This is a genomic window from Aeromicrobium panaciterrae (assembly GCF_031457275.1).
GTDB classification, from domain to species: Bacteria; Actinomycetota; Actinomycetes; order Propionibacteriales; family Nocardioidaceae; genus Aeromicrobium; species Aeromicrobium panaciterrae_A.
This window is the reverse complement of the sequence record NZ_JAVDWH010000001.1, coordinates 656,791-676,318: the sequence shown is the minus strand read 5'-3', so window position 1 is coordinate 676,318 and position 19,528 is coordinate 656,791. Positions and strand designations below refer to the sequence as shown.

The following is a 19,528-nucleotide window of genomic DNA, read 5'->3' as shown; positions in this document are numbered from 1 at the left end:
TTCGCGCGAGTTACCCTTTTTGGATGCGCCTGGTTACTTCCCCAACCGCGCGGAAGCTGCTGACCGTTATTTCGGTCGGCCTCGCCGCGACTCTCATGACGCCCACGGCCGCCGTTGCGGCTGACCCGCCTGCGCCCGGAAACTTCAAGGGATACGGCTTCGACGCGTGCGTCGCGCCGAACCAGAAGGTCATGGATGCGTGGAACCTCAAGTCTCCGTTCACGGCGATCGGCATCTACATCTCCGGCAACTCTCGCTATTGCGGCGACGCGTACCAGCCCAATTTGAGCAAGGCGTGGGTTGCCCAGAATGCCGACAACGGTTGGCGGTTCATCCCGATCCACGTCGGCTATCAGGCGCCCTGCTTCAAGAACAACCCCAAGTCCAGAGTCCAGAAGAAGAAGATGTCGACCACGGTGTCGACGGCGCGGTCACAGGGCGTCGCTGACGCCAACGAGACCATCGCTGCGCTCAAGAAGTACGGATTCGGCTCCGGAAGCGTCTCCTACCTCGATATCGAGTGGTACGCGCGTACGACGGCCTGCGACAACATCGTGCTTCAGTTCGCCGATGCATGGACCGAGCGCCTTCACGATGAGGGCTACAAGTCGGGCCTCTACTCCAGCGGCTCGGCTGCCATCAAGGCCTTCGATGAGGCTCGCATCGCCGGGAGGGGCTTCACCTTCCCCGACCACATGTGGATCGCCTGGACCAACAAGGTGGCCAACACCGACGGGGGCTCTTTCCTGAGCGATTCAGGTTGGAACAACCATCAGCGCATCCACCAGTTCGACAACGGTGTGGACGCCACCTATGGCGGCTACACCGTCAACATCGACTGGGACTTCCTCGATGTCGGCAAGGGATCTGTGGCCACCAAGAAGATCATGCCGTGCGACGTGAACATCACCTTCTCCTCGTACCCGAAGCTCGAGCTCGGCTCGAAGGGCACCGCTGTCTCCGCACTGCAGTGCCTGCTGACACGGCGAGGATTCCCAGCGACGGTCAGCGGGACCTTCACCACCAACACGCTCGACGCGCTTCTCGCGTTCCGCAAGAGTCGCGACTGGCCCAAGAAGACCTATACGACCCGACCCACCTGGACCGCTCTGCTTGCGTACGGCTACACGCCTCGCGTACTCAAGCAGGGGTCAATCGGTGAGTCCGTGTGGCGCCTCCAGCGAGCCCTGACCGCCGCCGGACTCAAGCCTTCGCTCAACGGCATTTATGACCCCAAGACGGTCACCGCCGTGAAGACGTACCGCGAAAACAATGACCTCCCGCGGTATTCGACGACCGAGTCGACCGTCTGGACCCTCCTGCAGCGCGGCAGGACTGCCTAGCCGTTGCTGATGCGGAGGAACTCTTCCATCGGGATCTGACCACTCATGTAAGCCTGCACGGCCTGCTGCCGACTGGTCTGAGCGGGATGCGTGACCGTGGTGCTCTCGTTCCGTTCCGGATGCCACCTCGACTGAATCCGTGACTCGCCAAAGTCCAGGAGTCCACCATCAGCCGGCACACTCGTCGGGGTCGGTGCGGACAGCTCGTCACGCCACGGGTCTTGAACCCGGGCCGGCGCGCGCCACGGATCCGCGTCACGAGCCGAGTGCCACGATTCGGGTGCGCGTACGGCAGACGCGGGTACGTAAGCGGCGGGGATGAACCCGAGCGTCTCAAGAATCTGGGCGACGTACTGGCGGGCGCTGATCTGACCCTGCGCGTACGCGACGAGCACCCGCACCCCGTCTGCGTTCGCGGGGTAACCGCTGTCGACGGAGTTGCGCAGAGCCTTGACTACTGCGTCGCGGCGGCGGCCAATCAGGCCGGAAAGCATGGCCGACCAGCGGTGGGCCGGATCGTCAGAATGGTCGCGCATCATGGCAGTTGCAAAGTCCCCTGTAGGCCTAGATCGTTACGACTGGCCCACCCGTCCCCCGAGCGTCCGTTGCCGCAAAGCCCACCCTAAGTCATCCCGGGTCAAGCGGAAACAGCTGAGAGAGATCGGATCTTTCGCCAGACGCGCGTTTGGTGGCAGAAGCCCAATCGAGTTGTCCTCGTCCCAGGGCGATCCACGTCTGAGCATCCATCTCAACAACGGCTGGCGGCGTCCCTCGGGTATGCCGCGCTCCTTCGATGCACTGCACGGCGGCGAATGGCGGGACCCGCACCTCAACGCTGTTACCGGGAGCCTTGGCCACCAGCACTGCGATCAGGTGCATTGTCGCCGCCTTGAGATCGGCGCGATCGGTAGAGCCACCGTCGAGACGTGCGCAGACCGCAGCGAACTCCTCACGACCGAGGGGTACGGGGCGGCGAGCCATCAGGCCAGAGCGGCCGGAATGGTTGCCTGCCACGCGGTGCGGAGCTCATTGACATCAATGCTGAGCTGTCCGACTACTTCGAGTGAAGTGCCGCCGGTACGGCCGACCGATGCCAGCTCGACACCGTGCTTCTCGGCGAGGCTGACGAGCTCTTCGTGCCGCTCTTCGCTGACGACGACCATTGCTCGCGCCGACGATTCGCTGAACAGCTCGACGAACGGGTCATCGAGCTCAACTCTTACGCCAACACCGTTGCGGAACGTTGCCTCGGCGAGTGCAACCGCGAGGCCGCCATCAGACAGGTCGTGGGCCGACTCGACGACGCCGGTCTTGGCGGCTTCGACCATCAGCGAGGCGAGCGCCTGCTCGGCGGCGAGGTCGACGACCGGCGGGTTGCCACCGAGGTGATCGTGGACGACTCCCGCCCATGCCGAGCCGGAAAGCTCTTCGCGGGTCTCGCCGAGGACGAGCACGTGCGAACCGTCACCGGTGAATCCCTGCTTGATGCGCTGACGTACGTCCTCGATCACGCCGAGAATGCCGACAACGGGCGTCGGCAGGATCGGGTTTTCGCCGGTCTGGTTGTAGAACGAGACGTTGCCACCGGTGACCGGGATGCCGAGTACTTCGCACGCATCCTTGAGTCCGTGGGTTGCCTGCTCGAACTGCCACATCACATCGGGATCCTCCGGCGAACCGAAGTTGAGGCAGTCCGTGACGGCCAGCGGCAGCGCGCCGGTCACCGCAACGTTGCGGTAGGACTCGGCGAGCGCGAGCTGAGCGCCAACGTACGGATCGAGCTTCGCGAAGCGACCGTTGCAGTCGGTTGACACGGCGACGCCAAGGTTGGTCTCGGCGTCGATACGAATGACGCCCGCGTCCTCCGGCTGGGCCAGCACAGTGTTGCCCTGTACGTAGCGGTCGTACTGATCGGTGATCCACGACTTGTCAGCCATGTTGGGTGACGTGACGATCGCGACGATCTGGTCACGCAGCTCATCGCCGGTGGACGGTCGGGGCAGCCTCTCGGCGCCATCAGCCTGAAGCGCGTCCTGCCAGTACGGGCGGGCGTACGGGCGGTTGTAGGTCGGACCATCGTGGGCCACTGATCGCGGCGGCACGTCGACGACGGTCTGGCCGTGCCAATCGATCACGAGGTGATCACCATCGGTGACCTCGCCGACGACGACAGCTTCGACATCCCACTTGGCGCAGATCGCCATGAACTCGTCGAGGTGCTTGGGCTCGACGACCGCCATCATGCGTTCCTGTGATTCGCTCATCAGGATCTCTTCGGGCGAGAGGGTCGAGTCGCGCAGGGGAACCGTGTCGAGCTCGACGTGCATTCCGCCGCTGCCCGCCGACGCGAGTTCGCTGGTAGCGCATGAGAGTCCGGCGCCGCCGAGGTCCTGGATGCCGTTGACGACCTCGGCCTTGAACAGCTCGAGGGTGCACTCGATCAGCAGCTTCTCCATGAACGGGTCGCCGACCTGGACGCTGGGACGCTTCGCCGGACCATCGGCGTCAAACGTCTCAGAGGCGAGTACGGAGACGCCGCCAATACCGTCGCCGCCCGTACGAGCGCCGTACAGGACGACCTTGTTGCCGACGCCGCTCGCGAACGCGAGGTGCAGGTCTTCGTGACGGAGTACGCCGACGCAGAGAGCGTTGACGAGTGGGTTGCCGAGGTAGGACTCGTCGAAGACAACCTCGCCACCGATGTTGGGCAGGCCGAGGCAGTTGCCGTAGCCACCGACGCCAGCGACGATGCCGGGCATGACGCGGCGGGTGTCCTCAGCGTCGAGCGGGCCGAAGCGCAGCGGATCCATGACGGCAATCGGTCGGGCACCCATCGCAAGGATGTCGCGGACGATGCCACCGACTCCGGTCGCCGCACCTTGGTAGGGCTCGACGTATGAAGGGTGGTTGTGCGACTCGACCTTGAACGTGACGGCATAGCCCTGGCCGATGTCGATGACGCCGGCGTTCTCACCGATGCCAGCAAGGGTCTTGCCGAGCGGAGTCTCCTGCGGCAGGTCGCCGAACTTCTTGAGGTGCACCTTGGACGACTTGTAGGAGCAGTGCTCGCTCCACATCACGGAGTACATCGCCAGCTCGGCGCCCGTGGGTCGGCGACCGAGGATCTCGCGGATGCTGTCGTACTCGTCCGACTTGAGACCAAGCTCAGCCCACGGCTGGGGCTTGTCGGGGGTGGCTGTTGCTACGTCGACGGTGTCCAGGCGGGGGGCTTCGGTCACACCCCGATCCTATCGGTGGCTCAGCGCACAGCCCTCACTCGGATCCTTCGAGTGCCGGCGTACGTCGGCGCCCGCCCGGGAGTCGGCCTGCCAGCGAGCTGAGCGGCTCGACTGCGCCACTCAGAATGTTGACCGCAGTGTTGAGGTTGGGGATGGCATTGCCCAGCGCTTCAAGCCTTGGAACGATCGCATCGAAGGTCGTACCAAGGTCGATCAGCTGGTCGAGAGTGCCGCCGGGAGCAAGCAACTTCTCGAGGATTCCGTCCTCGGCAAGCAGCTGCTCGAGCAGTCCGCCCTCTGCGAGTACGCGATCGATCGCGCCCTCTTCGGCCAGGAATCGGTCGAGCGGACCGCCGGGCGCCAGCAGTCGATAGAGCGGCCCGTCCTCGCCCAGAGCTCGGTCCAGCGGACCGCCGGTCTCGAGGAGTCGTACGAAGGGACCGTCCTCGTCAGCCATGCGATCCAGGAGTCCGTCGCGGGCAAGAGCCTTGCCGATCGGACGGTCTTCGGCGGTGAGGTCGGCCAGCGTACGGGCCAGACCGACGGGCCCACGCTCATCAGCCAGCAGCTTGCTGAGCTGGTCGAGCAGTCCGTTCTCGCCGAGGAGCGCGCCGAGTCGGTTGGCGTAGCCGCCTTCGCGCAGGATCGGTCCGTTCGGTGACGCGAGTTGGCCGAGAGCCAGAGTTGCCTGGGTGCCGGCAACCGCAACACGTACGGGAAGGAAGGCGAATTCGCGAAGGTCCATGCCCCACAGCGTATGACGATGACATCGCCGATGTCGCATAAGCCCTCAGTTGACGAGAACACCCGGCCGACTTATATTCAACGTATGTTGAATAATGCCATCGAGGTCTCGAACCTCACGGTCATCCGGGGTGGCAAGACAGTTCTCCCCGGTCTCGACCTGTCGGTCCCCACGGGATCGGTCACCGGACTCCTCGGTCCGAGCGGAAGCGGCAAGACGACGCTGATTCGCGCCATTGCCGGCATCCAGATCGTCGCCAGCGGCGGCGTCACCGTGCTCGGCGAGCCGGCCGGCACCGCCCGCAACCGCGCCCGAGTCGGCTACGTCACGCAGGCGAGCTCGGTCTATCCCGACCTCACGGTGCGCCAGAATCTCGCGTACTTCAGCTCCCTCGCCGGCAAGGACGGCGGAGCGATCACCTCGACCATCGCCGACGTCGGGCTCACGTCTCGAGCCGACACGTTGACCGGTGTCCTCTCCGGCGGCGAACGCATCCGCGTCTCGCTGGCTGCCGCATTGCTGGCGGATCCCGAGCTCTACCTTCTCGACGAGCCGACCGTGGGCCTCGATCCAGTTCTCCGCCGCGATCTGTGGGGAATGTTCCGGGGGCTCGCAGAAGACGGCAAGACTCTGCTCGTCTCAAGCCACGTGATGGACGAGGCTGGCCGTTGCGACCGGGTACTGCTGATGCGCGACGGAGTGCTCATCGCCGACGCCACACCCGACGAGCTTCGTGCGCAGGCTGGAACGAACGATCTCGAAGAAGCGTTCCTCGTACTCGCGGAAAGGGACGTGGCATGACGCGTACTTTGGCGACGGCGAGGCGCGTCCTCCATCAGCTCAGCCACGATCCCCGCAGCATCGCTTTGATGGTCCTGCTGCCATCGGTCCTGTTGACGTTGTTCAAGTACATCTACGACGGGCAACCGGGGATCTTCGACCGGGTCGGCCCACAGATGCTCGGCCTCTTCCCCTTCATCGTCATGTTCCTCGTGACCTCGGTGACGATGGTCCGCGAACGTACGTCGGGCACCCTCGAGCGGTTGCTGACCACTCCTCTCAAGCGGGGCGAGCTGATCGGCGGCTACGCCATCGCCTTCGGGATCGCCGCGCTCGCCCAGGCCTTGGTCAGCTCAGCGGTGGCGATCTGGCTCCTCGATCTCAACGTGCAGACACCGTGGGCGATCATCCTGTTCGCCGTGGTTGATGCCGTACTCGGTACCGCCCTGGGTCTGCTGATGTCAGCCTTCGCACGTACGGAGTTCCAGGCCGTCGAGTTCATGCCTCTCGTGGTCGTGCCGCAGATCCTGCTGTGCGGTCTCCTCGCACCTCGAGACTCATTGCCGAAGGTGCTCAACTGGATCTCCGACGTCCTGCCGTTGAGCTACGCCACCGACTCGTTCTCTGAGCTCGCCCACAGCGACGTCTGGTCCAGCACCCTCAGCCGCAATCTCGGCATCCTCGTGGGTTGCTGCGCCGTAGCGATCGCTCTCGCCTCCCTGACGCTGAGGCGTCGCACCCCGTGACGGCTCCACGCCGACGCGGTCGACCGAGCGCCGAATCTGCCGGCGACACCAAGCAAGCGATCCTCGACGCGGCACGTACGCAGTTCGCGGCCAAGGGTTTCGCCGGGGCATCGATGCGGTCGATCGCGGCCGACGCGGGCGTCGATGCGAGCCTGATCAGCCACTACTTCGGCGACAAGGCGCGGTTGCTCGTCGCGACAATGCAGCTGCCGGTCAACCCGGTGGAAAAGATCGCATCGGTGGTCGAGGGCGGACCGGACGGCATGGCCGAACGCCTGTTGCGTACGTTCCTCAGCGCCTGGGATCCGCACCGCGACGCGTTCAGCGCGATGATCCGTACGACGCTGGGATCCGGGGACGGGCAGGCGCCGATGATCCAGCTGGCCCGAAACGTACTCATCACCTCGTTGCTGGGCGTGCTCGAGGGTGACGACCGCGAGCTCCGGGCCAACCTGATCGCCGGACAGCTGATCGGCATGGCGACGATGCGTTATGTCGTGCGCATGGAACCGCTCGCAGACGCGCCGATCGACGACGTCGTACGCCTGTATGCCGCGCCGATGCAGCAGCTGATCGGTTAGATCGAGCCGGCGATCGAGCCGATCACCGAGAGCACGGCGACCACCACGGAGATCGGGATCAGCCAGAGCGCGGCGACTGCGACGGTGACCGTGGTGCCGATCTTGGGCGGGCCGAAGTAGCGCGCCCGGGGCAGGTCACCGATGCCCTCGATCCAACGACCGGTCATTGCCACACCGGACCAGACACTCTTCAGCCGCTCGAAGATGCGCCATCCGCCGGCTCCGGCGATGCTCGTGATCGCCCCGCGGGTCTCCTCGACCTTGTCGGTCAGGCTGATCATGATGCCGAGTTCAGTCGCCAACTTGTCCGGCTCCTCGACGGCTTGAAGGATCCGCCGGCGCCGCCCCCAGAAAGCGGACGTTACGACCAGCATCGCCAGACCCGCAGGCAGCAGCACCCACCGGATGCCGCCATCAGCCAGTAGTCCCAGCACGATCGTCGTGAGGATGAACGGGATCGGCAGGATCATCAGGAGCGCGGTTGGGATGCGGAGGAGGGTGACCGCCAGCACGATGACTCTGGCCGCCTTCTTTGCAGCCTCACCGGTCTGATCGTCAACCTTCGCCGCCAGGTCCCCCACGGCGGTGTTGGCTCGCCCGCCGAGTGATTTGACCTGCCGAAGCTTCATGTCGCCATTTTAGGGAGGCTCCCAAGTAGTCTGCGGCGCATGGAACTTCTTGCATCGAAGTGGAAGCTTATTTTCCTAGTTGGCGGCGTGGCCGGATTGGCGATCTTTGCCTTCTTCTTGGACTACAACACCTTGCAAATGTCGTCGGACGCCAAGGACTTCGCCAGCACGCTCGGCGATGACGAAAGCCTCGCTCTGACGGCCAACATCTGCGACATGATCTTCGCCCTCTCGTACGGAGTGCTGGGTGTCTTCGCATTCAACAAGCTCGCGTCAGGTGGGGTCGCCCTCCTCGGCACGTTGCTGGCCATCGGCGCATCTCTCGCTGACGAGATCGAGAACGTCCTGGTGTTCCTCAACATCAAGTCCGACTCGCTCACGAATGGCGACGTTGACCTGATGACCACAGTCGGCGCGATCAAGTGGACGCTGGCAGCTGCCGCCATTCTTCTGCTGATCGTGGTTGCCGTACGCGCGCGCTCACGCAAGGAGTAGTGCGTCGTAGTCTTCTGACGTGGCCATTGTCTTCTCGCTGATCTCGGCGTTGGCATATGGCATCTCGGACTTCCTCGGCGGCATCTTCGCCAAGAAGGCATCGCCCTGGCAGGTCGCGGTCGTCGGACAGACGTCGTCTGGCTTCTTCAGCCTGATCGCTGCTCTGTTCATCAGTGGGTCGCCCACCAGCCGTGACATCGCCTTCGGCGCATTGGCCGGGCTGGGCGGTGGGTTCGGTGTCGTGTTCCTCTACCGCGGTCTGGCAACGGCCCGTATGGGAGTCGTCGCTCCACTTTCGGCGATCGGCACGGCGTTGCTGCCCGTCGCCGTCGGGCTTGGCACCGGCGATCGGCCATCCCAGCTCGCGGTGTTCGGCATCATCTGCGCATTCCCCGCCATCGCACTGATCTCTCGAGTCGTCGACGACAACCCCGCACATCGCGGCGGAGTCGTCGACGGCATCCTGGCCGGTGTCGGGTTCGGTGCGCTCTTCGTCTTCCTCGGCCAGGTCGGCGACGACGCTGGTCTCTACCCGCTCGCGGCGTCGCAGGTGACGTCAGTGCTCGCCGTCATCGTGATGGCGACGATCCTTCGACAGGGATGGGTTCCGCGCGATCGCGGTTCCTGGAAGGCCGTGACTATGGGGCCACTCGGTGCCACCGCACAGGGGGCGTTCCTCTATGCCACGCACCACGGACTGCTCTCAGTCGTATCCGTGATCTCGTCGCTCTACCCGGCCAGCACGGTGCTGCTCGCCGCGGTACTGCTGCGCGAGAAGATCCACGGCTGGCAAGGAGTCGGCCTGGTCTTCGCGGTTCTGGCGGTCGCCCTGGTCGCGGCCGGCTAACTCACTTGAGGAACTTGCTCGTCGACCGATCTTTGAGCGGCTTGCCACCGGTCTGACACGTCGCGCAGTACTGCAGCGATGACGTTGCGTACGAGACCTCGCGCACCGCGTCACCGCACACGGGGCACGCCTCGCCGGTGCGTCCGTGCACGCGCATCCGTGTGCGCTTGTCGTCCTTGAGGTCGGACGCCGGCTTCCCGCGAGCCTCCTCCACCGCCTCCGAGAGCACGTCGTGAAGAGCGGCTTCAAGCCGTACGATCTCGTCCTCATCAAGGCTGTCCGCGATGGCGAACGGTGAGAGTTTCGCAGCGTGCAGGATCTCGTCGCTGTATGCGTTGCCGACACCGGCGATGATCTTCTGATCCCGCAGCAAGCGCTTCACCTGCATTTTGCGGCCGAGAAGCGGGCGGAGCTCGAACCCTGGCTCGAGCGGATCCGGACCGAGAGCCGCGATGCCTGGGACATCGGACGGCGACCGTACGACGTACATCGCGAGACCCTTGCGCGTGCCGGCCTCCGTCACGTCGAAGCCGACGGTCGGTCCATCGCCTTTGTCGAGCCGCACGCGGGCGGCGATGTTGCTGGCGCCGAGCTTGAGCTTGGTGTCCGGGAGCTTGTCTGACCAGCGCAGCCAGCCTGCCTTGGCGAGGTGCACCACGATGTGGATGCCGTCGACGTCGATATCGATGAACTTGCCGTGCCGAGTGACGTCGGTGATCGTCAGTCCCGGCAGTGAGGTCACCGGGGGATCAAAAGTCTTGAGCACCGAGAACGACGCCAGCTCGACACCGACTACGACCGAACCCACTGCCTCGGCACGCAGGAACTCGATCAGTCCATTGACCTCAGGCAACTCGGGCATGACCCAATCATCGTGCCAGTGGCCGAAGTTCTGAAGTCTTCAGTCGTTGCTGCATTCCCCGAGCACGTACCCGTAGTCGTCGTCGCCAGCTGCGGAGACCTTCTTGTAGATCGGGCCGCCCAACTTCGCGGCGTAGCGGGTCGCCCCATTCGCTGACCAGAAGGTCGCGTACTTGCCACCGGAGTAGCACTCTTCGACTTCCCACGAGCTTTCTCCAGCGGCTTCGGGGCATCCGTTGTACGTAACCGGCAGCACGGCTCCGGTCTTCCAGATCTTCAGACAGGCTGTGACGGCGGGCTTGGGCTTCGGAGCCGCCGACGTAGGCGGCGCGGGTGTCGGGGTTGGTGTCGGAGTCGGCGTCGGAGTCGGTGTCGACGTGGGAGTGACCGTGGTTGCCGTCGCGCTCGCGGTCTCCTCGGCCTTCGGAGTTTCGTCGCTGTCGCAGGCCGCGACAAAGCCGACTAGCAGGACCAAGGCAGAGAGCGTGCGGATCATCGTCGAACGCTACCGCGCAGGAGCCTCGCCGCGGGTAGGGATTTCAACCAAGTCAGCCAGTGAATGTCAGCCAGAGCAGCGCGACGTTCAGCGCAATCACAATCGCTGCAACGAGGCATGCGGCTGCAGTCGTGAGCCGGCGATTGACGTACTCGCCCATCACCTCGGTACGCGCAGTCAGCAGAACCAACGGGATCAGGGCGAATGGGATGCCGATCGACAGGATCACCTGCGAGATCACCAAAGCGCGACTGGGCTCGGCGCCAATGGCGAGTACGACGAGCGCCGGGATCAACGTGACCACACGACGTACGAGCAGTGGCAACTTGATGCCAAGGAGCCCGTTCATGACCTCTGCTCCGGCGGCACTGCCGACGGAGGTCGAGGCGAGACCCGAGCCGAGCAGCGCTACCGCGAACAGCAGGGCGACTCCGGCGCCGAGCTCTGAGGTCACCACGTTGTGAACGCCCTGAAGAGTGTCGGTTCCGGGCAGGCCGTTGAGGCTGGCCGCCGCGACAACGAGCAGCGAGAGGTTCAGCAGACCGGCGAGGATGAGGGCCAGCACCACGTCGGTACGTGTCGCCGACAGCAGCTGACGAACCGTGAGCCCCTCACCGCGGCGCCCAAGGCGGGTGATCGTGAGGCTGGAGTGCAGGTAGATGACGTGCGGCATGACCGTCGCGCCGATGATGCCCGAAGCAAGCAGGACGCTGTCCGCGCCGTCGAAGGTCGGAATGAGGCCCTTGGCGAGCGGTCCCGGCTCCGGTGCGTTGACGAACAAGCCTGCAAGGAAGCCGACCGCGATCAGCGCCAGGAAGCCGACGATGACTCGCTCGAGTGCGCTCTGACCGCGAAGGTCGCCGATCCGGAGGATGACCATGGCCACGGCTGCGGTGATGATCGCGCCGACCACGAGCGGCAAATCGAACAACAGGTTGAGGGCGATCGCGCCACCGACCACTTCAGCGAGATCAGTCGCGATCGCGATGGCTTCTGCCTGCAGCCAGTACGCCAGGCGTGGAGCTCGCGACAGCTGTTCACCGACGTGGGTTGCCAGCGACTTGCCGGTGACCATACCGAGCTTCGCCGACAGGTATTGCACCAGTACAGCCATGACATTTGCCATCACGACGACCCACACGAGGGTGTAGCCGAACTCCGAACCCGCAGTCACGTTCGTCGCGACATTGCCCGGGTCGACATACGCGACCGCCGCAATGAATGCCGGACCCAGCAGGGTGACGCGTCGCACCACCGGAGTCCTGGAAACCATGGTCACCGAGCCTAGTTGGCGGTGAAATCAGTGTGGACATCGGCTATTGGTTGCTCTAGAGTAACCGTTACTCATGAGCAACCAAGCCAGAAGCGAAGCCGCATTCGACGCGATGGGCGACCCCATGCGTCGACGCATCGCCGAGACCCTCGGCAACGGCGCGCTGCCCGTCGGCGAGCTCGCGGATCGCCTGCCGATCGGCCGTCCTGCGGTCAGCAAGCACCTCAAAGTGCTCGAGTCAGCAGGCATCGTCGAGCACACCAGCATCGGCACGCGCAATCTGTATGCCCTTGCACCCGGCGGCCTCGCACCGCTGCAAGTGTGGATCGCCAAGACCTGGGATGACGTCCTCTCGGAGTTCGTGAAGCACGTCGAGAACGGAGAACGCACATGACCATTGCGCCCGTCGTACGCAATGTCATCGTCTCGGCATCAGCAGACGTCGCCTATGCCGCGTGGACTGACCGCATCGGCGAGTGGTGGCCGCTCAGTCGTCACTCGGTGTACCAAAAGGACAATACGGTCGCCTGGATCGACGATCAGATCGTCGAGACCGCTTCCAGCGGCGAGAGCAATGTGTGGGGTCGAATCCTGGAGTCCAACCCTCCCGGCAACCTGAGCTTCACCTGGCACCCGGGCCGCGGGCCTGAGTCGGCCAGCACGGTTGCCGTCGACTTCGTGCCGATCGCAGACGGTCGCACCCTCGTACGACTCACGCACTCAGGCTGGGAGATCTTCGACGAGCCCGCAGATGCGCGCGACGAATACCGCAACGGGTGGCCGACCGTACTTGCCGGTTTCCGTGACTCGGTACCTGCCGGCGAAACGGACAACCAAGACGTATGGCTGGTGCTCGAGCACCGACCGGGCAACGTCGTCGCTGGGCCGGTGTTCGGCCATCCCCTGTTTGCCGAGCACCTTGCGTTCGTCGGGAGTATGAAGGACAAGGGCGTACTGATTGCCGCCGGTCCACTGCCCGACGATCCCGGTGTCGGCCAGACGATCATCAAAGTGCCTGCCGCCGACGCAGCGCGCTACGTCGAGGCGGCACACGACGACGGTGCCGTCAGGGGCGACCTTCTGGTGCTTCGCGTACGGCCGTGGAACGTGATGGTCCCAGGCGGGTAGCCGGCGGTGTCGGCGTAGAGCTTCATGAACCCACTCCGCCTCGCCCGAAGAACGCCACCTCCGAGGAGGTGGCGTCTTCATGTTGCTGAGGTCTAGCTGGCGTAGCTGCGGTTGCGTCCGCCGGAGGATCCACCGGATCCGCCGCGACGGCGCTGGCCGTTGCCGTTGCCACTGGGACGACCGCCACCGTTGCCGCGGAATCCGCCCTGCGGGCGACCGCCGCCGCGGTTCTGACCGCCACCGTTGTTGGTGGCAGTACGCGCACCGGCGCGGACCGACGACGGATGCGGAGCATCCGTACCGGCGCCCGACAGGTTGGCGACCGTCATGGGAGACGGGGCCGTACGAGCTTCGTGGTGACGAGCTGTGACGCCCGCCTTGTTCTGCAGAGCCATGACATCGCGCAGGGCTTCGGGTGTCGTCATCGTGACGACTGCTCCGGACTCACCCGCACGAGCCGTACGGCCCGAACGGTGCTGGTATGCCTTGTGCTCGGCAGGCGCGTCGTAGTGGACGACCAGGCCGATGCCATCGACGTGGATGCCGCGAGCGGCGACGTCGGTGGCGACGATGACGCTGGCCTTGCCGCTGCTGAAGGCGGCGAGGTTGCGCTCACGGTGACGCTGCGAAAGGTCACCGTGCATGTCGACGGCTTCGATGCCGTTCATCGTGAGCTGCTTCGCGAGGCGCATGGCACCGCGACGCGTACGGGTGAAGACGATGCTGCGCGGGTTGGCGCGGAGCAGGTCGAACGCCGTCTTGGACTTCTCAGTCGCAGCGCTGACGAGGACGTGGTGCTCCATCGTGTCGACGTGGCTGTCAGCCGAGTCAACCTCGTGGAGGACGTGCTGCGGCAGGTGGCGCTTGACGAGCTTGTTGACGTCACCGTCGAGCGTCGCCGACAGCAGCAGTCGCTGGCTGTTGGGAGGCGTCTTGGCGAGGATCGCGTCGATCGGCTTGAAGAAGCCGAGGTCGCACAGGTGATCGGCCTCATCGAGAACGGTCACCTCAATGTCGTCGAGCGAGATGCAGCGACGATCAAGCAGGTCGGTCAGGCGGCCCGGCGTGGCGATGACGACGTCGACGCCGTTGCGCAGGGTCGTGATCTGCTTGTTGATCGGGACACCGCCGTAGACGGTGGTGAGGCGAAGGCCCATCTTCTGGGCGAGAGGCTCCATGGCCGAGCGCACCTGGGTGGCCAGCTCACGCGTGGGCAGCAGGATCAGTGCGCGGGGAGCCTTGGAGCGGCTCGTACGACCAGCGAGGCGGACGAGGACGGGAAGGCCGAAGGCCAGCGTCTTGCCGGATCCCGTGCGGGCCCGGCCAAGCACGTTGCGACCCGCGAGCGCGTCGGGGATCACCGCGGACTGGACCGGGCTGGGGTTGACGATGTCCTGGCGAGCCAGCGTCGACACGATCGACGCGGGCAGGTTCAGGGAAGAGAAGGTAGTCAGCGCAGGGCTGACGGCGTTGTTGCTCACAGAGAAGTACTCACAGACGTTTCGGAAAGATTGCCCGAAAGTCCATTTCGCGCGGGATCGCGCTACTTCGCCGGGCAGAACAACGCTTTCAACAGCGTGTTCACGTATTCACATACTACCAGTGAGGCGCCTTCACCAACGAATTCTGAGGCCGTACGTGACGCGACTCTCAGGCGAGGAGATCGGCGTATTCGGCGTGCTTCTCGATGAATCGAGACACGTACGGGCACGTGGCGATGACCTTCTTGCCCTTCGCGCGTACGTCGTCGAGCGCGCCGGTGACGAGCTGGCTCGCCAGTCCCTGGCCTTCGAACTCATCGAGGATCTCGGTGTGCGGGAACGTCACGACGTCACCGCTGACGAATGCCTTGGTGAACCCCGCGAAGGTGCCATCGACATGGATCTCGTATTGATGCTCTTGGGCATTGAACTCGACGCTGTTGCTCATGGCTGGTTCAACGCTCAAACGAGCGTGAGGATTCCAAGCACGCCAACCGCAGCCGCGAGGCTCAGCGAGATGCTGATCAGAATCACGTGGACCCGCAGGAACGTCGTGGCCTTGCCGTCAGCGTCGCGAGAGCGCTCATCCTTGAGAACGCGGCGCAGGAACGGCGGCCAGATGATGATGCTCCAGACAGCGGAGGCAATCAGAAGCATCGACCAGGCGAGGGGGAGATCCATGGTGCCAATCCTTCCGCACTGGAACATATGCAGTCCCCGCAGGGTTGAATCACTTCATGACGCGTCAGCGGATCCACCCAGCCTGGTTCGTCGCGGCTGCGGCGTTCCTTGCGCTGATTGGTGCCGCCGGATTCCGCGCCGCACCCGGAGCGCTGTTCGTACCGCTGCACGACGAGTTCGGCTGGTCGACCAGCGTCATGTCGCTCGCGGTGAGCATCAACCTCCTGCTGTACGGCCTCACGGCTCCCTTCGCGGCAGCGCTCATGGACAAGTTCGGTATCCGCAAAGTCACCACCGTCGCGCTGATCATGGTGGCCCTGGGCAGCGGCCTGACCGTCTTCATGACCGAGTCCTTCCAGCTCCTCATCACCTGGGGTGTGCTGATCGGCCTCGGCACCGGATCGATGGCGATGGTCTTCGCCGCGACGATCGCCAACCGCTGGTTCGTCGAGCGTCGCGGCTTGGTCATGGGAGTGCTCACGGCTGGAGGTGCGACGGGACAGCTCGTCTTCCTGCCGATCGTCGCCGCTCTCGCCAACCACGTTGGCTGGCGTACGGCATCGCTCGTGATCGCTGGATCGGCGCTGGCCGTCGTACCCCTCGTCATTCGCTTCATCGGCGACTTCCCTGAAGACCGCAAGCTCGCTCCGTACGGTGCGCCAGCTGATTGGGTGCCACCCGTTCGCGAGACCGGCGGTTCGGCACAGCGCGCAATCGATGCCCTGCGCGAGGCATCACGTACGCGGGCGTTCTGGGCTCTCGCTCTGGCCTTCGCGATCTGCGGGGCCACGACGAACGGCCTCGTCGGCATCCACTTCATTCCCGGTGCCCACGACCACGGCATGTCCACGACGACCGCGGCTGGCCTGCTCGCCGTTGTCGGCATCTTCGACATCGTCGGCACGATCGCATCCGGTTGGTTCACCGACCGCTACGACCCGCGGCTGCTGCTCGCTGGCTATTACTTGTTCCGCGGCGTCGGCCTCCTCCTTCTCCCGGTGCTGTTGTCGCAGAGCGTGCGGCCGAGCATCGTCATGTTCGTGGTGATCTACGGACTCGACTGGGTCGCGACCGTACCTCCGACCGTTGCACTCTGCCGTGAGTACTTCGGCGAGCAGGGCACGATCGTGTTCGGCTGGGTGTTTGCCGCGCACCAGCTCGGAGCCGCAGCTGCTGCTCTGGGTGCAGGCGTCATCCGCGACCAGACGGGCAGCTACACGCTGGCCTGGATCAGCGGCGCTGGACTGTGCGTGATTGCCGCGGTGCTCTCGTGGATGCTCGGCTCGAGCAAGAAGCGCCAGTCCAACAGAGACGACCTCGTACCCGTCCCCATGTGAAACCATGACGCATGTCCCAACCTGATCCGGAACGCCTCGGCGGCCTCGCATGGACCATCCGCACGCAGGGCGCCATGACCAAGTCCGAACGTCGCGGGTTGCTTCGCGAAATCATCAAAGGCCAGGGCGAGTACGTTGCTGGGAGGCTCAAACTCCTCACGGGACGCACCTCGGCAGCAGCGAAAGCGCTCGAGGCCTCCGCGTTCACTCCGCCCGACAGCGTCTTCGCCCGACAGGCCGAAGAGGCAGCGCTCGAGCAGAGCAGCGCCGTGATCGGGCATGGCTACCGGACTTGGGTGTTTGGCAGTGGCCTGGCGGCCCTCGACAAGGTCGAGCTCGATCCCGAGCTGTTCTATGTCAGCAGCTTGCTCCACGACCATGGCGTCGACTCGGTCGTGAAGGGCCAAGACTTTGCGATCCGCAGCGCAGAGCGCGCCGCACGCTGCGCCAGCGAAGCAGGGGTCGATGCCGCCAGAAGCGACATGGTCGGCGACGCGATCACCGTTCACCCCACGGCCGGAGCCACCGTTGAGAAGGACGGCGCGCTCGGCGTGTACGTAGGGGCTGGCGCGGCCTATGACCTGATCGGCCTCCGCGCCCCTGACCTGTCGAAGAAGTTCCGCACCGACGTGATCGAGGCCTACCCGCGAGCCGGCGCCGCGAAAGCGTTCAAAGCCCTCGTCGCAGCCGAGTCCAAGGCCGTACCTCTGGGCCGGTTTGCGCAGCTCCATCGCTGCGGCTTCAATCAGCTGATCCAACTGGCACCCCACCGTCCCCTCTAGAAGTCAGGTCTCGCGTGGACGTCCTCGACTTTCCCGACGCTGACGCGTGGTCAGCCTGGCTCGAACAGAACCGGGAAGACCACACCGAGGCATGGCTGCGAATCGCCAAGAAGAACTCCGGCCTCCAGACGATCTCCATCTCGGATGCCCTCGACGTCGCGCTGACACACGGGTGGATTGACGGCCAGCGACGGTCGAACGACGAGGTGTCGTTCCTTCAGCGCTACTGCCCGCGCCGGCCCACCAGCTCGTGGTCCCAGGTCAACGTGCAGAAGGTCGAGGCTCTGACAGCGGACGGGCGGATGCGACCCGGCGGCATTGCTGAGGTCGAGAAGGCCAAAGCGGATGGTCGATGGGACGCTGCGTACGAGTCGCAAGCGAACGCCGAGCCACCACCCGATCTGGTGGCTGCGCTCGAAGGCAATCCGAAAGCGAAAGCAGCGTTCGAAGCGCTGGGAAGGACGGAGCGCTACGCGATCATCCTGCAACTGCTCAAAGCGCGAACCTCAGAAGGCCGAGCCAAGATCCTCGACCGCGAAGTCAGCAAGCTGTCGCCGTGACGGAGGGTCTCAACGCAAAGTTGTGACCACCTGGGACACGACAGTCACCTCTTGCGAGCTGCCTCGCGTAGTGATCCACGCCGGGGGTGGCTCGTCGCCGGTGGCAATCCCCTGGCCTTCCAACGCAATCCCCAACGAGTACCTGGGCGCGTAGCGAACTTTGATGGTCAACTTCGCCTCGCATGCGCCATTGACGGGTTCGGCAGTTGCTGGAATGTACGCCTCTTTGAGTGGCGTGTAATCGAACTTGGAGGTCGGACCGGAGACCACCAACTGAGTCGTGTGCGGCGGGTTGAGCGGTACACAACCCTTCGCGGTGGCTTCGTACGTCTCGACGCCTCCAACATCGCGGATGGTCACATGCAGGATGTGGGTCTTCGGGTCACCGTCGGCTGGAACGTAGGTGTCAGCAATCTCAGGTGCGGGGCTGGGCGTGGCTGCCGTCGCGGATGGGGACTCGCTGGGCTTGGCTGAGTCGCTGTCACCACCGCAGCCGCTGAGAACAACGAGGGCGAGTATCCCGGCGGCAATTCCAACGCGGCGCATGGCAGGACACTAACGCCTCGAACGATCAGGCAGAGGTCAGTGACTTCAGAGCTGAGGTGAAGAGGCCGAGCCCGTCGACGCCCGGACCGGTCAGTTCTTCAACTGCATGCTCAGGGTGCGGCATGAGACCGACGACGTTGCCGCGCTCATTCGTGATGCCGGCAATGTCGTTGACCGAGCCGTTGGGGTTCACGTCGACGTAGCGGAAGACCACACGACCCTCGCCTTCAAGGCGTGCGACAGTCTCAGCGTCGGCGACGAATCCGCCCTCCCCGTTTTTGAGCGGGATGACGATCTCCTGGCCGACGCTCAGGTCGGAGGTCCACGACGTATCGACGTTCTCGACCTTGAGTGTCTGATCGCGGCAGATGAAGTGGCGGTGATCGTTTCGGATCAGCGCGCCGGGGAGCAGGTGTGACTCGCACAGGATCTGGAAGCCGTTGCAGATGCCGAGCACCGGCATACCGCCGTTTGCTGCAGCGATGACCTCAGTCATCACCGGCGCGAAGCGTGCGATCGCTCCACAGCGGAGGTAGTCGCCGTACGAGAATCCGCCGGGCAGGATGACGGCGTCGACGCCTTTGAGGTCGTGGTCGCCGTGCCAGAGGGCTACGGCTTCGCCACCGGCAATCGTGACGGCCCGCTGCGCGTCAGTGTCGTCGAGCGATCCCGGGAAGGTGACGACGCCGATCTTCACTCGGCCACCCGCACTGCGTAGTCCTCGATCACCGGGTTGGAGAGCAGCGTCTCGGCGATCTTGTGGACCTCTGCGAGCGTGGCTTCATCAGCAGCGGCAACCTCGAGCTCAAAGCGCTTGCCCTGGCGTACGTCGGTCACCGCGGCAAAGCCGAGACGCGGCAGAGCGCCGTGCACCGCCTTGCCCTGCGGGTCGAGGATCTCGGGCTTGGGCATGACATCAACGATGACGCGGGGCATGGCCCCAGTCTAGGGCGTGTCTCTCCATTGGCCGCCGAGAGG

General features: G+C 64.7%; 25 protein-coding genes. 11 read left to right on the top strand and 14 right to left on the bottom strand.

Annotation, left to right across the window (positions count from 1 at the left end; translation table 11 throughout):
* The first annotated feature begins 23 nt into the window (after window positions 1-23).
* Window positions 24-1,343, top strand: a complete 1,320-nt coding sequence (locus J2X11_RS03380) for a glycoside hydrolase domain-containing protein (protein WP_309966782.1) — start codon at window positions 24-26, stop codon at window positions 1,341-1,343.
* On the opposite strand, the gene J2X11_RS03375 is transcribed toward J2X11_RS03380, so the two are convergent.
* The 4 genes from J2X11_RS03375 to J2X11_RS03360 form a co-directional block, all read right to left on the bottom strand.
* Window positions 1,340-1,882, bottom strand: a complete 543-nt coding sequence (locus tag J2X11_RS03375; RefSeq protein WP_309966779.1) for a hypothetical protein — start codon at window positions 1,880-1,882, stop codon at window positions 1,340-1,342. The two genes, J2X11_RS03380 and J2X11_RS03375, sit on opposite strands and share 4 nt — an antisense overlap.
* Window positions 1,883-1,970: 88 nt before the next feature.
* Window positions 1,971-2,357, bottom strand: coding sequence for a sterol carrier family protein (locus J2X11_RS03370; protein WP_309966776.1), 387 nt, complete (start codon window positions 2,355-2,357; stop codon window positions 1,971-1,973).
* Window positions 2,324-4,582 carry a phosphoribosylformylglycinamidine synthase subunit PurL gene (gene purL / locus J2X11_RS03365; RefSeq protein WP_309966774.1) on the bottom strand — a complete coding sequence of 753 codons (2,259 nt, stop codon included), beginning with the start codon at window positions 4,580-4,582 and terminating at the stop codon, window positions 2,324-2,326. The genes J2X11_RS03370 and purL overlap by 34 nt, the downstream gene beginning before the upstream one ends.
* Window positions 4,583-4,616: 34 nt before the next feature.
* On the bottom strand, window positions 4,617-5,327 hold the full coding sequence (locus J2X11_RS03360) for a hypothetical protein (protein ID WP_309966773.1): 711 nt from the start codon (window positions 5,325-5,327) through the stop codon (window positions 4,617-4,619).
* An 84-nt stretch (window positions 5,328-5,411) separates the two neighbouring features.
* On the opposite strand from J2X11_RS03360, the gene J2X11_RS03355 reads away from it, so the two are divergent.
* From J2X11_RS03355 to J2X11_RS03345, 3 genes are read left to right on the top strand one after another with little or no spacing between them, the layout of a single operon-like run.
* Complete coding sequence (locus tag J2X11_RS03355; protein ID WP_309966771.1) at window positions 5,412-6,128, top strand: ABC transporter ATP-binding protein; 717 nt, start codon at window positions 5,412-5,414, stop codon at window positions 6,126-6,128.
* Window positions 6,125-6,853, top strand: a complete 729-nt coding sequence (locus J2X11_RS03350; protein ID WP_309966769.1) for an ABC transporter permease — start codon at window positions 6,125-6,127, stop codon at window positions 6,851-6,853. The genes J2X11_RS03355 and J2X11_RS03350 overlap by 4 nt, the downstream gene beginning before the upstream one ends.
* Window positions 6,850-7,434, top strand: a complete 585-nt coding sequence (locus J2X11_RS03345; RefSeq protein WP_309966766.1) for a TetR/AcrR family transcriptional regulator — start codon at window positions 6,850-6,852, stop codon at window positions 7,432-7,434. The genes J2X11_RS03350 and J2X11_RS03345 overlap by 4 nt, the downstream gene beginning before the upstream one ends.
* Here the strand turns inward: J2X11_RS03345 and J2X11_RS03340 are convergent.
* Window positions 7,431-8,063: a hypothetical protein gene (locus J2X11_RS03340; RefSeq protein WP_309966764.1), complete on the bottom strand. Its 633-nt coding sequence runs from the start codon at window positions 8,061-8,063 to the stop codon at window positions 7,431-7,433. The two genes, J2X11_RS03345 and J2X11_RS03340, sit on opposite strands and share 4 nt — an antisense overlap.
* Before the next feature lie 39 nt (window positions 8,064-8,102).
* On the opposite strand from J2X11_RS03340, the gene J2X11_RS03335 reads away from it, so the two are divergent.
* Together J2X11_RS03335 and J2X11_RS03330 are read left to right on the top strand one after the other, a co-directional pair.
* Complete coding sequence (locus J2X11_RS03335) at window positions 8,103-8,558, top strand: hypothetical protein (RefSeq protein WP_309966762.1); 456 nt, start codon at window positions 8,103-8,105, stop codon at window positions 8,556-8,558.
* Between the two features lie 19 nt (window positions 8,559-8,577).
* The gene (locus tag J2X11_RS03330) at window positions 8,578-9,405 is read left to right on the top strand and encodes a DMT family transporter (protein WP_309966760.1); all 828 of its coding nucleotides are present in this window, start codon (window positions 8,578-8,580) and stop codon (window positions 9,403-9,405) included.
* Between the two features lies 1 nt (window position 9,406).
* Here the strand turns inward: J2X11_RS03330 and J2X11_RS03325 are convergent, their stop codons facing one another.
* From J2X11_RS03325 to J2X11_RS03315, 3 genes are read right to left on the bottom strand one after another with little or no spacing between them, the layout of a single operon-like run.
* Entirely contained in the window at window positions 9,407-10,267 is an 861-nt protein-coding gene (locus J2X11_RS03325; protein ID WP_309966758.1) for an Fpg/Nei family DNA glycosylase, read from the bottom strand.
* Between the two features lie 39 nt (window positions 10,268-10,306).
* The gene (locus tag J2X11_RS03320) at window positions 10,307-10,762 is read right to left on the bottom strand and encodes a hypothetical protein (protein ID WP_309966757.1); all 456 of its coding nucleotides are present in this window, start codon (window positions 10,760-10,762) and stop codon (window positions 10,307-10,309) included.
* A gap of 52 nt (window positions 10,763-10,814) precedes the next feature.
* Window positions 10,815-12,035 (bottom strand): Nramp family divalent metal transporter, encoded by a 1,221-nt coding sequence (locus J2X11_RS03315; protein ID WP_309966755.1) that lies wholly within the window; start codon window positions 12,033-12,035, stop codon window positions 10,815-10,817.
* Between the two features lie 73 nt (window positions 12,036-12,108).
* Between J2X11_RS03315 and J2X11_RS03310 the strand changes: the two genes are divergently transcribed.
* Window positions 12,109-12,429 (top strand): ArsR/SmtB family transcription factor, encoded by a 321-nt coding sequence (locus J2X11_RS03310; RefSeq protein ID WP_309966753.1) that lies wholly within the window; start codon window positions 12,109-12,111, stop codon window positions 12,427-12,429.
* The gene (locus J2X11_RS03305) at window positions 12,426-13,163 is read left to right on the top strand and encodes an SRPBCC domain-containing protein (RefSeq protein WP_309966751.1); all 738 of its coding nucleotides are present in this window, start codon (window positions 12,426-12,428) and stop codon (window positions 13,161-13,163) included. Before J2X11_RS03310 ends, J2X11_RS03305 begins: the two co-directional genes overlap by 4 nt.
* A gap of 92 nt (window positions 13,164-13,255) precedes the next feature.
* Here the strand turns inward: J2X11_RS03305 and J2X11_RS03300 are convergent, their stop codons facing one another.
* The 3 genes from J2X11_RS03300 to J2X11_RS03290 all read right to left on the bottom strand — a co-directional run bounded on the left by J2X11_RS03300 (window position 13,256) and on the right by J2X11_RS03290 (window position 15,325).
* On the bottom strand, window positions 13,256-14,644 hold the full coding sequence (locus tag J2X11_RS03300) for a DEAD/DEAH box helicase (RefSeq protein ID WP_309966748.1): 1,389 nt from the start codon (window positions 14,642-14,644) through the stop codon (window positions 13,256-13,258).
* Between the two features lie 169 nt (window positions 14,645-14,813).
* Window positions 14,814-15,092 carry a GNAT family N-acetyltransferase gene (locus J2X11_RS03295; protein ID WP_309966746.1) on the bottom strand — a complete coding sequence of 93 codons (279 nt, stop codon included), beginning with the start codon at window positions 15,090-15,092 and terminating at the stop codon, window positions 14,814-14,816.
* A gap of 14 nt (window positions 15,093-15,106) precedes the next feature.
* Window positions 15,107-15,325, bottom strand: a complete 219-nt coding sequence (locus J2X11_RS03290; protein WP_309966743.1) for an SCO4848 family membrane protein — start codon at window positions 15,323-15,325, stop codon at window positions 15,107-15,109.
* A 56-nt stretch (window positions 15,326-15,381) separates the two neighbouring features.
* Between J2X11_RS03290 and J2X11_RS03285 the strand changes: the two genes are divergently transcribed.
* The 3 genes from J2X11_RS03285 to J2X11_RS03275 are packed head-to-tail and all read left to right on the top strand — an operon-like array spanning window position 15,382 to window position 18,004.
* Window positions 15,382-16,662 carry an MFS transporter gene (locus J2X11_RS03285; protein ID WP_309966741.1) on the top strand — a complete coding sequence of 427 codons (1,281 nt, stop codon included), beginning with the start codon at window positions 15,382-15,384 and terminating at the stop codon, window positions 16,660-16,662.
* Between the two features lie 11 nt (window positions 16,663-16,673).
* Window positions 16,674-17,444 (top strand): HD domain-containing protein, encoded by a 771-nt coding sequence (locus J2X11_RS03280; RefSeq protein ID WP_309966739.1) that lies wholly within the window; start codon window positions 16,674-16,676, stop codon window positions 17,442-17,444.
* Window positions 17,445-17,458: 14 nt separating this feature from the next.
* A complete protein-coding gene (locus tag J2X11_RS03275; RefSeq protein WP_309966736.1) occupies window positions 17,459-18,004 on the top strand; it encodes a YdeI/OmpD-associated family protein in 546 nt (181 codons plus the stop codon).
* 9 nt (window positions 18,005-18,013) lie between these two features.
* On the opposite strand, the gene J2X11_RS03270 is transcribed toward J2X11_RS03275, so the two are convergent.
* Genes J2X11_RS03270 through purS form a run of 3 tightly spaced genes read right to left on the bottom strand, consistent with a single transcriptional unit; the run spans window position 18,014 to window position 19,486 of the window.
* On the bottom strand, window positions 18,014-18,550 hold the full coding sequence (locus J2X11_RS03270; protein WP_309966734.1) for a hypothetical protein: 537 nt from the start codon (window positions 18,548-18,550) through the stop codon (window positions 18,014-18,016).
* A gap of 25 nt (window positions 18,551-18,575) precedes the next feature.
* The gene (gene purQ / locus J2X11_RS03265; protein ID WP_309966732.1) at window positions 18,576-19,247 is read right to left on the bottom strand and encodes a phosphoribosylformylglycinamidine synthase subunit PurQ; all 672 of its coding nucleotides are present in this window, start codon (window positions 19,245-19,247) and stop codon (window positions 18,576-18,578) included.
* Window positions 19,244-19,486 (bottom strand): phosphoribosylformylglycinamidine synthase subunit PurS, encoded by a 243-nt coding sequence (purS, locus tag J2X11_RS03260; protein ID WP_309966730.1) that lies wholly within the window; start codon window positions 19,484-19,486, stop codon window positions 19,244-19,246. The genes purQ and purS overlap by 4 nt, the downstream gene beginning before the upstream one ends.
* Window positions 19,487-19,528: the final 42 nt, after the last annotated feature.

Coding starts and splice junctions, on each gene's coding strand:
- J2X11_RS03335 (WP_309966762.1), top strand. CDS start 8,103: ATGGAACTTCTTGCATCGAAGTGGAAGCTTATTTTCCTAGTTGGCGGC.
- J2X11_RS03320 (WP_309966757.1), bottom strand. CDS start 10,762: ATGATCCGCACGCTCTCTGCCTTGGTCCTGCTAGTCGGCTTTGTCGCG.
- J2X11_RS03375 (WP_309966779.1), bottom strand. CDS start 1,882: ATGATGCGCGACCATTCTGACGATCCGGCCCACCGCTGGTCGGCCATG.
- J2X11_RS03295 (WP_309966746.1), bottom strand. CDS start 15,092: ATGAGCAACAGCGTCGAGTTCAATGCCCAAGAGCATCAATACGAGATC.
- J2X11_RS03325 (WP_309966758.1), bottom strand. CDS start 10,267: ATGCCCGAGTTGCCTGAGGTCAATGGACTGATCGAGTTCCTGCGTGCC.
- J2X11_RS03360 (WP_309966773.1), bottom strand. CDS start 5,327: ATGGACCTTCGCGAATTCGCCTTCCTTCCCGTACGTGTTGCGGTTGCC.
- J2X11_RS03315 (WP_309966755.1), bottom strand. CDS start 12,035: ATGGTTTCCAGGACTCCGGTGGTGCGACGCGTCACCCTGCTGGGTCCG.
- J2X11_RS03285 (WP_309966741.1), top strand. CDS start 15,382: ATGACGCGTCAGCGGATCCACCCAGCCTGGTTCGTCGCGGCTGCGGCG.
- J2X11_RS03350 (WP_309966769.1), top strand. CDS start 6,125: ATGACGCGTACTTTGGCGACGGCGAGGCGCGTCCTCCATCAGCTCAGC.
- J2X11_RS03305 (WP_309966751.1), top strand. CDS start 12,426: ATGACCATTGCGCCCGTCGTACGCAATGTCATCGTCTCGGCATCAGCA.
- J2X11_RS03290 (WP_309966743.1), bottom strand. CDS start 15,325: ATGGATCTCCCCCTCGCCTGGTCGATGCTTCTGATTGCCTCCGCTGTC.
- J2X11_RS03340 (WP_309966764.1), bottom strand. CDS start 8,063: ATGAAGCTTCGGCAGGTCAAATCACTCGGCGGGCGAGCCAACACCGCC.
- J2X11_RS03355 (WP_309966771.1), top strand. CDS start 5,412: ATGTTGAATAATGCCATCGAGGTCTCGAACCTCACGGTCATCCGGGGT.
- purS (WP_309966730.1), bottom strand. CDS start 19,486: ATGCCCCGCGTCATCGTTGATGTCATGCCCAAGCCCGAGATCCTCGAC.
- J2X11_RS03270 (WP_309966734.1), bottom strand. CDS start 18,550: ATGCGCCGCGTTGGAATTGCCGCCGGGATACTCGCCCTCGTTGTTCTC.
- J2X11_RS03310 (WP_309966753.1), top strand. CDS start 12,109: ATGAGCAACCAAGCCAGAAGCGAAGCCGCATTCGACGCGATGGGCGAC.
- J2X11_RS03380 (WP_309966782.1), top strand. CDS start 24: ATGCGCCTGGTTACTTCCCCAACCGCGCGGAAGCTGCTGACCGTTATT.
- J2X11_RS03280 (WP_309966739.1), top strand. CDS start 16,674: ATGTCCCAACCTGATCCGGAACGCCTCGGCGGCCTCGCATGGACCATC.